This is a genomic window from Haemophilus sp. HMSC61B11 (assembly GCF_001838615.1).
Classification (GTDB): Bacteria; Pseudomonadota; Gammaproteobacteria; order Enterobacterales; family Pasteurellaceae; genus Haemophilus_D; species Haemophilus_D parainfluenzae_AD.
Genome location: NZ_KV838003.1, coordinates 79,589 through 90,912 on the forward strand (window position 1 = coordinate 79,589; position 11,324 = coordinate 90,912).

General features: G+C 40.3%; 11 protein-coding genes. 6 read left to right on the forward strand and 5 right to left on the reverse strand.

What is annotated here, in order from left to right:
* Positions 1 to 36 precede the first annotated feature (36 nt).
* The 4 genes from leuD to leuA all read right to left on the reverse strand — a co-directional run bounded on the left by leuD (position 37) and on the right by leuA (position 4,847).
* On the reverse strand, positions 37 to 639 hold the full coding sequence (gene leuD, locus HMPREF3263_RS09510) for a 3-isopropylmalate dehydratase small subunit (protein ID WP_005696826.1): 603 nt from the start codon (positions 637 to 639) through the stop codon (positions 37 to 39).
* 10 nt (positions 640 to 649) lie between these two features.
* The gene (leuC, locus tag HMPREF3263_RS09515) at positions 650 to 2,059 is read right to left on the reverse strand and encodes a 3-isopropylmalate dehydratase large subunit (protein WP_005698669.1); all 1,410 of its coding nucleotides are present in this window, start codon (positions 2,057 to 2,059) and stop codon (positions 650 to 652) included.
* Positions 2,060 to 2,137: 78 nt separating this feature from the next.
* Complete coding sequence (gene leuB / locus HMPREF3263_RS09520; RefSeq protein WP_005698713.1) at positions 2,138 to 3,214, reverse strand: 3-isopropylmalate dehydrogenase; 1,077 nt, start codon at positions 3,212 to 3,214, stop codon at positions 2,138 to 2,140.
* Positions 3,215 to 3,299: 85 nt separating this feature from the next.
* Positions 3,300 to 4,847 carry a 2-isopropylmalate synthase gene (gene leuA / locus HMPREF3263_RS09525; protein WP_005696823.1) on the reverse strand — a complete coding sequence of 516 codons (1,548 nt, stop codon included), beginning with the start codon at positions 4,845 to 4,847 and terminating at the stop codon, positions 3,300 to 3,302.
* A gap of 521 nt (positions 4,848 to 5,368) precedes the next feature.
* Here leuA and dprA point away from each other — a divergent pair.
* The 4 genes from dprA to pfkA all read left to right on the forward strand — a co-directional run bounded on the left by dprA (position 5,369) and on the right by pfkA (position 8,974).
* Positions 5,369 to 6,472, forward strand: a complete 1,104-nt coding sequence (gene dprA / locus HMPREF3263_RS09530; protein WP_005698603.1) for a DNA-processing protein DprA — start codon at positions 5,369 to 5,371, stop codon at positions 6,470 to 6,472.
* Between the two features lie 63 nt (positions 6,473 to 6,535).
* Positions 6,536 to 7,312: a peroxide stress protein YaaA gene (yaaA, locus tag HMPREF3263_RS09535; RefSeq protein WP_005698688.1), complete on the forward strand. Its 777-nt coding sequence runs from the start codon at positions 6,536 to 6,538 to the stop codon at positions 7,310 to 7,312.
* Positions 7,305 to 7,898 (forward strand): hypothetical protein, encoded by a 594-nt coding sequence (locus tag HMPREF3263_RS09540; RefSeq protein WP_005698629.1) that lies wholly within the window; start codon positions 7,305 to 7,307, stop codon positions 7,896 to 7,898. Before yaaA ends, HMPREF3263_RS09540 begins: the two co-directional genes overlap by 8 nt.
* A 110-nt stretch (positions 7,899 to 8,008) precedes the next feature.
* Entirely contained in the window at positions 8,009 to 8,974 is a 966-nt protein-coding gene (pfkA, locus tag HMPREF3263_RS09545) for a 6-phosphofructokinase (protein WP_005698696.1), read from the forward strand.
* A gap of 77 nt (positions 8,975 to 9,051) precedes the next feature.
* On the opposite strand, the gene folA is transcribed toward pfkA, so the two are convergent.
* Entirely contained in the window at positions 9,052 to 9,552 is a 501-nt protein-coding gene (gene folA, locus HMPREF3263_RS09550) for a type 3 dihydrofolate reductase (RefSeq protein WP_005698719.1), read from the reverse strand.
* A 142-nt stretch (positions 9,553 to 9,694) separates the two neighbouring features.
* On the opposite strand from folA, the gene proB reads away from it, so the two are divergent.
* Both proB and HMPREF3263_RS09560 read left to right on the forward strand, forming a co-directional pair.
* Positions 9,695 to 10,804: a glutamate 5-kinase gene (gene proB / locus HMPREF3263_RS09555; protein ID WP_005698613.1), complete on the forward strand. Its 1,110-nt coding sequence runs from the start codon at positions 9,695 to 9,697 to the stop codon at positions 10,802 to 10,804.
* A 114-nt stretch (positions 10,805 to 10,918) separates the two neighbouring features.
* Complete coding sequence (locus tag HMPREF3263_RS09560; protein ID WP_005696814.1) at positions 10,919 to 11,299, forward strand: hypothetical protein; 381 nt, start codon at positions 10,919 to 10,921, stop codon at positions 11,297 to 11,299.
* Positions 11,300 to 11,324 lie beyond the last annotated feature (25 nt).

An 11,324-nucleotide genomic window follows, 5' to 3' on the forward strand; every position in this document is an offset into this window, starting at 1 on the left:
GGTTAGCAATATTTGCTGTCCGAGTAAAAAAACAGATTAACGTAAAAATGCCGGAATATTTTTTTCGTATTCACTGATGGCATCTTCATGTTGTAACGTCAAACCGATGTTATCCAAGCCGTTTAATAAACAATGACGGCGGAATTCATCCAGTTCAAAGTGATAGACTTTGTCACCTACGGTGACGGTCATCGCTTCCAAATCCACATGGATTTGTTTACCTTCGTTCGCCCACACCCATTGGAAGATTTCTTCCACTTCCTCTTCGCTTAAACGAATCGGTAACATGTGATTGTTCAAGCTGTTGTTATAGAAAATATCCGCGAAACTTGGTGCGATCATCACTTTGAAACCGTAATCGGCTAATGCCCAAGGCGCATGTTCACGAGACGAACCACAGCCAAGGTTTTTACGTGCTAATAAAATGGTCGCGCCTTGATATTGTGGATAATTCAATACGAAATCTGGATTTGGCTTGGTGCCTTCTACATCCAAATAACGCCATTCGTGGAATAAGTGTTTGCCGAAACCTACGCGTGTAATCGCTTGTAAAAATTGTTTTGGAATAATTGCATCCGTGTCCACGTTTGCCGCATCCAATGGCACTACTAAGCCTGAAAGTTGTTTAAATCCTGCCATTTTCTGCTCCTTAGTTTAATGTGACGTCACGAATATCAACGAATTTACCGAACATTCCCGCTGCTGCGGCCATCGCAGGGCTAACTAAGTGAGTGCGACCATTACGGCCTTGGCGACCTTCAAAGTTACGGTTCGAAGTAGAAGCACAACGTTCCCATTCACCTAAACGGTCATCGTTCATCCCTAAACACATTGAGCAGCCTGGGTTACGCCATTCAGCACCCGCTTCGATAAAGATTTTATCCAAGCCTTCTTTTTCCGCTTGTTCTTTGACTAAACCGGAACCCGGCACCACTAAAATCCGTTTTACGTTATCGGCTTTTTTACGGCCTTTCATCACCGCCGCAGCGGCGCGTAAATCTTCGATACGTGCATTAGTACAAGATCCGATAAACACTTGATCCACAGGGATTTCTTTTAAATCAGCGTTAGCTTCTAAGCCAATATAATTCAACGCTTTTTCTGCTGAAGCACGAGTGACGGGATCTATCATTTCTGCTGGATTTGGCACTGGCTGATCGATACCGATTACTTGGCCTGGATTTGTTCCCCAAGTTACCTGTGGCGCAATATCTTTGGCTTCTAATGTGATGACCGTGTCAAATTTCGCATCATCATCGGATTTTAAGGTTTTCCAATAAGCAACGGCATCATCCCAATCTTTACCTTTTGGTGCATGTGGACGACCTTTTAAGTATTCGAAAGTCGTTTCATCTGGTGCGATTAAGCCAGCTTTCGCGCCCATTTCAATCGCCATATTACATACAGTCATACGGCCTTCCATAGAAAGGTCACGAATAGCTTCACCACAGAATTCCACCACATGGCCTGTACCGCCTGCCATGGTAGTTTTACCGATAATGGCAAGAATAATGTCTTTTGCGGTAATGCCTGGCGCCACTTTGCCACGCACTTCAATTTTCATATTTTTCGCACGAGCTTGTTTTAAGGTTTGGGTGGCTAATACGTGTTCGACTTCGGATGTACCGATACCAAATGCTAAGGCTCCGAATGCACCGTGGGTGGCAGTATGAGAGTCACCACACACGATAGTCATGCCTGGTAAGGTTAAACCTTGTTCAGGTCCCATCACATGCACGATGCCTTGTTCTTTTGTGGTCATATCGAACAATTGAATACCGGTCGCTTTTGTGTTTTTTGCGAGCTCCAATACTTGAATTTTCGCTTGGCCTTCAAGTTTGTTCACATCACGTACTTGGGTAGAAATACTGTGATCCATTGTACCGAAAGTTTTACTTACTTGACGTACTTGGCGGCCTGCCACACGTAAACCATCAAAGGCTTGTGGGCTGGTCACTTCATGGATTAAATGACGGTTAATATACAAAATCGGCGTTTCGCCTTCAGCTTCGTATACCACATGGGCATCGAATAATTTTTCGTAAAGAGTTTTTGCCATAATTTTTCTCAATTCGTTAGAGTAGTAAGTGCGGTCAAATTTCGGAGTATTTTTGAACCGCACTTTAATTGTTTTTTATTAGATTGCGTTAGCGATTAATGTACCCATTTCCGCAGTTGAAACAGGGGTGGAATCATCGGCTAAATCACCCGTACGGTGACCATTTGCTAAGACTTTTTGTACGGCATTTTCAATCGCATCAGCCGCATCATTTAAGTTGAAGCTATAACGCAACATCATTGCCGCAGAAAGAATTTGTGCGATTGGGTTGGCAATGCCTTTGCCAGCGATATCCGGTGCAGAACCGCCAGCCGGTTCATATAAACCAAAACCTTCTTCGTTTAAGCTAGCAGATGGTAACATCCCCATAGACCCTGTGATCATCGCCGCTTCATCAGAAATAATATCACCAAAAATGTTAGAGCAGAGAAGCACATCGAAAGACTCAGGCGCTTTGATTAATTGCATGGTCGCGTTGTCGATATAAATGTGATCTAAGGTGACTTCAGGGTAGTCTTTCGCCACTTCTGTCACAGTTTCACGCCATAAGATTGATGCTTGTAGTACGTTGGCTTTATCCACAGAAGTCACGTGTTTACGACGTTTCATTGCCGCATCAAAAGCCGCACGCGCAATGCGTTCGATTTCATATTTGTAATAAACTTCCGTATCGAATGCTTTAGTTTGTGCACCTTCGCCTTCACGACCTTTAGGCTGACCGAAATAAATCCCGCCTGTTAATTCACGCACAACCACCATATCAAACCCTTTCGCCGCAATATCTGCACGTAATGGACAGAATTTTTCGAGTCCTTTATAAAGGGTAGCAGGACGGAGATTGCAGAATAATTTGAAATGTTTACGCAATGGTAATAATGCACCGCGTTCTGGTTGTTGATCCGGTGGTAAATTTGTCCATTTTGGGCCACCTACAGAGCCAAACAAAATCGCATCAGCCTCATCGCAACCTTTTAAGGTTTCTGCCGGTAATGGGCAACCACAATGATCAATTGCGGCACCACCCACATAAAACTCGTTAAAGTTAAGTTTGAAACCGAATTTTTCTTGGACTTTGTTTAATACTTTAATGGCTTCAGCCATCACTTCTGGACCAATACCGTCTCCCGGTAGAACAGCGATGTTGTATGATTGCATATTGTTTTTCCTATTTCAGTCACACCAAAGTGCGGTTAATTTTTTCACATTTTCTCCCCTTTAAGTAAAGGGGAGATTAGATAGATTAATGATGTTTGTGGCTTTTAATATCGGCGACTTTATGTGCACGATAAATCGCATTAATTGCATGAACTAAAGCAAGAGCAGAAGATTCAACGATGTCTGTCGCTAAACCAACACCGTGGAATTTACGACCTTCGTGTTCAACCACGATATCCACTTGACCTAAGGCTTCAGCACCTTCGCCTTTTGCAGTTAAGTTGTAGTGCGACATTTTGATATCTAAGCCAGTTAAATTCAAGATCGCATTGTAAACTGCATCAACCGGACCATTACCACCGATAGAAGAAGTACTTAATTTTTTGCCATCTAATTCCACTTGAACAAACGCAGTCGCTGGATATTCTTTAGTAGAGTGAGCAGAAAGTTTATCTAACACTAAACGATCTTCATCACCTTGTTGCATATCGATAAAGGCTAAAGCTTCTAAGTCATAATCGAACACTTGGCCTTTTTTGTCTGCTAATTTTAAGAAGGCTTCATACAATTTGTCTAAATCGTAATCTTGTTCGGTGTAGCCCATATCTGCCATATGGCCTTTTACTGCTGCGCGACCAGAACGTGCGGTTAAGTTCAATTTCTCTTTCTTCAAGCCGATAGTTTCTGGTGACATGATTTCGTAGGTATTTTGGTTTTTTAACATACCATCTTGGTGAATACCGGATGAATGTGCGAAAGCATTTGAACCTACAATCGCTTTATTCGGTTGGATTGGCATATTACAAAGTTGGCTCACCATTTGGCTGACACGATGAATTTCTTGTGTGTTGATACGTGTATCCACGCCCATAAATTCTTGACGAACTTTCATTGCCATCACCACTTCTTCAAGAGAGGTATTGCCTGCGCGTTCACCAATGCCGTTGATAGTACATTCAATTTGACGTGCACCATTTTGTACAGCGGTTAAGGAGTTAGCCGTTGCCATACCTAAGTCATTATGGCAATGTACGGAAATCACTGCCTTGTCGATATTTGGCACGCGGTTACGTACTTCAGCAATAATATTACCGAATTGATTAGGTAAGCAGAAACCAACAGTGTCAGGAATATTTACAGTTGTTGCACCTGCATTAATTGCCGCTTCAACAATACGACAAATATTGTCGATACCTGTACGGCCTGCATCTTCGCAAGAAAATTCTACATCGTCAGTATAATTACGTGCATGTTTTACTGCTGCCACCGCCATTTCAACCACATCGTCAAAGGTACGTTTTAATTTGGCTTCAACGTGTAATGCTGAAACTGCAATAAATGTATGGATACGAAACGCTTCTGCCACTTTTAAGGCTTCAGCTGCAGCATCAATATCTTTAATTACTGCACGGGAAAGTGCCGCAACACGACTATTTTTGATATGGCGTGCAATGGTTTGAACAGATTCAAAATCACCTTGAGAAGAAACCGGGAAACCGACTTCCATCACATCCACGCCGAGACGTTCAAGTGCTAAAGCAATCTGTAATTTCTCTTTAACGGTTAAGCTTGCTTTTAACGCTTGTTCGCCATCACGCAAGGTGGTATCAAAAATAATAACGCGATCTGTCATAATGTTTTCCTTCTTTTATCACTCAAAGTGCGGTCATTTTTACCGTGATTTTAAAACGAAAAAACCCGCAATCTTAAAAGTGCGGGTTGATAATAGATTTTTTACATAAAGGTGTTTTTTATCCACAACTTAGCCGCACAAAGAATGTGAGAGCAGGAGGTTGAGAGATAAAGAAACAGCTTGGTACATAAAAAGATAATCCTGTAAAAAATTCTGTAAAACGCTGACCATATTACGGATAAAAATGTTGCTGTCAAATCATTTATCAGTGATTTATATCTAAAATGAATATCTCTACATAACCTTAAAAGTGTATTTCTCTAAATATAAATCATTGTTCAGAATTAATCTCTAAAAATAGCTTTTAAGAAGCTGTTTTTGTCCTGTTTTATTCCTTGTTTCTGGTATGCCGATTTTTTCTAAAATTTTTCTCTTTTTGCGATCTGAATCGCAGAATTAAGACAAACTTTTCATTTTTTGTGACAAATCTCGCCATAATTTTCTTTTTAAAGGAGAGAATTATGAGCGATTTTACGTCGATTTTGTTGCGATTAGCTCAAGTGCCCAAATTGGGCAGTGTGCGGATTCAACAAATTTTGGCCCATGTGAATATAGAAGACTTGTTAAATTATGATGAAGTGGCATTTCAACAAATGGGCTGGGATGCGTTGCAGATTCGTCGTTGGTTTCAGCCGGAAATGAAATTTATTGAGCCCGCTTTGAACTGGGCTGAAAAAGAAGGTCATCATTTAATCCACTGTTTTTTAGATGAGTATCCTTTTTTACTCAAACAAATTAGTGGTTTTCCACCCTTATTATTTGTGAAAGGCAATCTGACTGCACTTTCAGCCCAGCAAATTGCCATGGTTGGGAGCCGTTATTGTTCGGCTTATGGGGAATATTGGGCAAAATATTTTGCGACAGAGCTTTCTCTCGCAGGATTGACGGTGACGAGTGGGTTGGCTTTAGGTATTGATGGATTTAGCCATCAGGCGGTGGTGGATATTCAAGGGCAGACCATTGCCGTATTGGGCAGCGGATTAGATCACATTTACCCCGCTAAACATCGTCGATTAGCCGAGCAAATTATCGAAAATAACGGGGCATTAGTTTCTGAATTTATCCCTACGCAAGCGCCGATTGCTGAAAATTTTCCTCGTCGTAATCGCATTATCAGCGGGCTTTCATTAGGAACGTTAGTGATTGAAGCCACAGAGAAAAGCGGTTCACTCATTACAGCACGCTATGCCTTAGAACAAAACCGCGACATTTTTGCGTTGCCGGGGAATATTCAAAGTGAATACAGTCAAGGCTGCCATAAACTGATTAAGCAAGGGGCGATGTTGGTGGAAAATGTTAAAGATATTTTAGATAGCCTCAATCACAGCGTTGCTTTTCATCCGCCATTACATACGCCAATCAATCAACCACTTACTGCCAAAATACTTACGGTGGAGCCGAGTCATCCTGAACTTTATCAACATATCAGTTATACACCGATAAGTCTTGATGATTTATTGGTTGCATTGAATTTGCCGGTGGATTTGCTTTTAGTACAGTTATTAGATTTAGAGTTACAAGACTTAATCGTCAATGAGAATGGACTCTATAAGCGGATAGCGTAAACGGGGTAGAGTAAGGAGGCTATCCTGTGCTAAGATACGGTTCAGTTTTAGAAAGGAGAACCTATGTTAGCCATTATTTCCCCGGCAAAAACCTTAGATTTTGAAAGTGCGGTCAGAAATCTTCCTGTTTCTCAACCGCACTTGACGGATTATAGTGAGCAACTGATTGAAATCTGTCGTCAATTATCTCCCCAAGATCTTTCTTCCTTAATGTCTATTAGCGATAAACTTGCGGGCTTAAATGCGGCTCGCTTTGCTGAATGGACAAAATCTCACAACGAAAAAAATTCACGCGCAGCCATTTGGGCATTCAAAGGTGATGTTTACACGGGTTTAGATGCCGATAGCTTATCTGATGAAGATGTACAATTCGCGCAACGTCATTTACGTATGCTTTCCGGCTTATATGGCTTATTAAAACCCCTTGATTTAATGCAACCTTACCGTTTGGAAATGGGCACGAAGTTAGCGAATCCCAAAGGGAAAGATCTTTATGCTTTTTGGGGAAATATCATCACTCAATCCGTGCAACAAGCACTTGATGAGCAAGGCGATCGTATTTTGATCAATTTAGCTTCTGATGAATACTATAAATCAGTGAAAGAAAGCCAATTAGATGCACAAATTGTTAAGCCTATTTTCTTAGATAATAAGAATGGTAAATACAAAGTGGTCAGCTTTTATGCGAAAAAAGCCCGTGGTTTAATGTGTCGTTTTATCATTCAAAATCGTTTGGAACGTGTTGAACAACTGAAAGAGTTTGACCTTGGTGGTTATTGGTTTGATGCGACATCCTCTACTGAAAAAGAATTTGTATTTAAGCGAGATATTAATGAATAAAATCCTGGTTATATTGACCGCACTTTTACTCTCAGGTTGTGCGGCAAAAGTGAGTCAGCTTCAAACACCTGAAAAAATTGAATATAACGGCAAAACCTATAAACTTACTGCAAGCCAAGATTTGGATACGATTGCACGTTATGTTTATCTTGCAGAGCCGGATACCTTGGAAAATTGGCAGTCTCAAATTGAAGTGTTGCTTGATCGTGATTTATCTCGTTCTATTGAGCAACGAGTGGCATTGCGTGAAAAAGTATATCGTAATTTACGTGTCCAAGATTTCAAAATCCGAGCAAATTCAAATAAAAAGAAAAAACCTGCAACAGAGTTAAGCGGCTATGTTATTTATGCACCAACAGAACAGAATCCATCTTGGCAGGTAGATATTGCAAAAGGAAAAAATATTCCTTCTTGTGGTTTTGTACAATATCAATATTCCCAAAAAGTAGAACAAGGTAAAAAATTTCAACGCTTAAGTAAGGTAAAAATAGTAAAAAATTTACAAAAATATTTAGTGGCAAAGGAAAGCAAAACATTACAAAAAGCGGATCTTTCTTGGAAGTGTGAAAGTTATTTCCATCATTAAAACTTATACTAGATCAAATTCCACGTAAATTTTAAAAATTTTTCTAGAGCGGAAATAATGGATGGTGTAATCTTGACGCCAATTATTCTTAGAGTTCAAAGTAGGTAAATATGATTAAAAAAATTGCTGTATTAACCAGTGGTGGTGATGCACCAGGTATGAATGCTGCCATCCGTGGCGTTGTTCGTGCAGCTCTTGCAGAAGGGCTTGAAGTATTTGGGATTTATGACGGTTATCAAGGCTTATATAACAATAAAATCAAACAGTTAAACCGTTATAATGTATCCGATATTATTAACCGTGGTGGTACATTCTTAGGTTCTGCTCGTTTCCCTGAATTTAAGGATCCTGCCGTACGTGAGAAATGTGCAGAAATTTTACGTTCACATGGTATTGATGCCTTAGTTGTTATTGGTGGTGACGGTTCTTACATGGGGGCTAAATTGCTTACTGAAGAACATGGTTTCCCTTGCGTAGGTATCCCTGGCACAATTGATAACGATGTGGCTGGAACAGATTACACAATCGGTTATGAAACTGCGCTACAAACAGCAGTGGATGCCATTGACCGTTTACGTGACACTTCAAGTTCTCACCAACGTATTTCTATCGTGGAAATCATGGGGCGTCACTGTAGTGACTTAACCATTTCAGCAGGTATTGCTGGTGGTTGTGAGTATATTGTGGCATCAGAAGTGGAATTTAATCGTGAAGAATTAATTCGTCAAATTGAACGCAGTATTATTCGTGGAAAACGCCATGCCATTATTGCGATTACTGAATTAATCACAGACGTACATTCTCTTGCTCGTGAGATTGAAGCTCGCGTAGGTCATGAAACCCGTGCAACCGTATTAGGCCATATTCAACGTGGTGGTTCACCTTGTGCCTTCGACCGTATTTTAGCTTCACGTATGGGCGTATATGCGGTAGATATATTGCTACAAGGTAAAGGTGGCTACTGTGTGGGTATTCAAAATGAAAAATTAGTTCACCATGATATTATTGATGCAATCAACAATATGCGTCGTGAATTTAAAGCAGATTGGTTAGAAATGGCTAAACGCTTAGAATAATCTTTTAAAGGTTATTTAAAACAAAAGAAATCGGGCTAAAGCAATCATTGTTTTAGCCCGATTTTTATATGCTTAGATTAGGCTTTTAGTTTATTTTTCTTACGTTGCAAAATTAAAAAACGACAATCATAGGGATTGTCTTCATCAGCTTGGCGATATTCTTCAAACTCGATGTTCCATTCAGACCAATTAATTTCAGGGAAGAAAGTATCGCCGTCAATGTCTGCTTGAATTTGCGTGAGATATAGTTTATCTGCTTTAGGTAAATATTGTTTAAATAACTCGCCGCCGCCAATCAACATAATTTCATCAAATTCTTTGACAAAATCGACCGCACTTTCAAAATTCTCTTTCCAGATGACACCTTCATATACGTAAGGCGTGCGTGAAAGGACGATATTGGTGCGTTTCGGCAATGGGCGACCAATACTTTCAAAGGTTTTACGACCCATAATTACCGGTTTGCCCGTGGTGTTTTTACGAAACCAGGCTAAATCAGCAGGTAAGTGCCAAGGCATTTGATTATCTTTTCCGATGACGTTATTTTTTGTTGTCGCAACGATCAAACTTAATGTCATATTTTCTATCCTATTTTTCTTTTTTTTGCACTATATCATAGCTATTCACAAAATCTGTATATGAGGTTGGATTTTTCGTGATTTTTATTAATTTTAGTGCTAATTTAACCGCACTTTTCTATTTTTTCACTGAGGATAAACTATGTCGGCAAATCGTAAAACAATCGTCGTAAAATTTGGTACTAGCACATTAACACATGGTTCCCCAAAATTGAATGCACCTCATATGGTCGATATTGTTCGCCAGATTGCACAACTTCATCAAGTGGGTTTTCGTGTCGTGATTGTGACATCAGGTGCGATTGCCGCTGGACGACATTATTTAAATCATCCTCAACTTCCTCCAACTATTGCGTCAAAACAGCTTCTAGCCGCAGTAGGGCAGAGTCAGCTTATTCAAGCCTGGGAAAAATTATTTGCGATTTATGATATTCATATTGGACAAATTTTATTAACTCGTGCTGATATTGAAGACCGTGAACGTTTTTTAAATGCGCGCGATACATTACATGCCCTGTTAGACAATCAGATTATTCCTGTGATTAACGAGAATGATGCGGTGGCAACGGCTGAGATTAAAGTAGGGGATAACGATAACTTATCGGCTCTAGTTGCGATTTTAGTGCAAGCGGAACAACTTTATTTATTAACGGATCAACAAGGTTTGTTCGAAAGCGATCCTCGTAAAAATCCAGATGCGAAATTGATTCCTGTGGTTGAACAAATTACCGACCATATTCGTTCTATTGCAGGCGGTAGCGGTACAAACCTTGGTACTGGCGGGATGAGTACAAAAATAATTGCGGCAGATGTGGCAACGCGTTCGGGCATTGAAACCATTATTGCACCAGGTAGCCGACCTGATGTTATTGTGGATTTGGCGTATGATAAACCAATTGGCACGAAATTTATTGCGCATCATTCAGATCGTTTAGAAAGTCGTAAACAGTGGTTATTTGCCGCACCATCAGCGGGTATACTGACGATTGATGAGGGGGCTGAAAATGCGATGTTAGTACAGAATAAATCGTTGTTGCCTGCAGGGATTACGGCTGTGGAAGGGCGTTTCTCACGCGGTGAAGTCGTCAAAATTAAAAATACCTCAGGTAAAGTGATTGCACTCGGTATGCCTCGTTATAACAGCGATGCGTTGGAATTAATCAAAGGGAAAAAATCCCAAGAAATTGAACAAATTCTTGGCTATGAGTACGGTGCAGTTGCGTTACATCGTGATGATATGATTGTGCTCTAGCCTACAATAGAAATCGGATCTCTCATATTTTCTGAACCTTCCTTTTATTTTGTCGGTCTATAAAACCATAAAAAGGGGGTAATAGCCCGACATTAAGTAGTAAAAGGAGACAACATGAGATTAATAGCGACCGTTTTAGCTGTTGGGCTATTAAGCGCTTGTACGCAGGGCTATTATGTAAAACATCGTAGCCCCATTTCAGTGAGCAAACACGTAAAGCGTTTAAATACGACGGTTTGTCATGATAAAGATGACTGGTATTTAGATGGTTATCGTGTAGGAAAAGATTTCCAAGCGCAAAGCCAATCTCAATTGAATAAACGAATTAATTATTGTGGCCGACGTGTACCTGAAGAGCTGAGAACCGCATGGTTTAACGGTTTTGATGCAGGCTCAAATGGCGTTCAGATTGATATAGAGGGTTATGATGAGGATGCTCTCTTAACCTATGATTATGACGATGATGATCGTTATAGCGAAGATGAAGAAGAATAAAAAAGTGCGGTTAATTTTAACCGCA

Coding starts and splice junctions, on each gene's coding strand:
- yaaA (WP_005698688.1), top strand. CDS start 6,536: ATGTTAGCCATTATTTCCCCGGCAAAAACCTTAGATTTTGAAAGTGCG.
- leuA (WP_005696823.1), bottom strand. CDS start 4,847: ATGACAGATCGCGTTATTATTTTTGATACCACCTTGCGTGATGGCGAA.
- leuD (WP_005696826.1), bottom strand. CDS start 639: ATGGCAGGATTTAAACAACTTTCAGGCTTAGTAGTGCCATTGGATGCG.
- pfkA (WP_005698696.1), top strand. CDS start 8,009: ATGATTAAAAAAATTGCTGTATTAACCAGTGGTGGTGATGCACCAGGT.
- leuC (WP_005698669.1), bottom strand. CDS start 2,059: ATGGCAAAAACTCTTTACGAAAAATTATTCGATGCCCATGTGGTATAC.
- leuB (WP_005698713.1), bottom strand. CDS start 3,214: ATGCAATCATACAACATCGCTGTTCTACCGGGAGACGGTATTGGTCCA.
- folA (WP_005698719.1), bottom strand. CDS start 9,552: ATGACATTAAGTTTGATCGTTGCGACAACAAAAAATAACGTCATCGGA.
- HMPREF3263_RS09540 (WP_005698629.1), top strand. CDS start 7,305: ATGAATAAAATCCTGGTTATATTGACCGCACTTTTACTCTCAGGTTGT.
- dprA (WP_005698603.1), top strand. CDS start 5,369: ATGAGCGATTTTACGTCGATTTTGTTGCGATTAGCTCAAGTGCCCAAA.
- proB (WP_005698613.1), top strand. CDS start 9,695: ATGTCGGCAAATCGTAAAACAATCGTCGTAAAATTTGGTACTAGCACA.
- HMPREF3263_RS09560 (WP_005696814.1), top strand. CDS start 10,919: ATGAGATTAATAGCGACCGTTTTAGCTGTTGGGCTATTAAGCGCTTGT.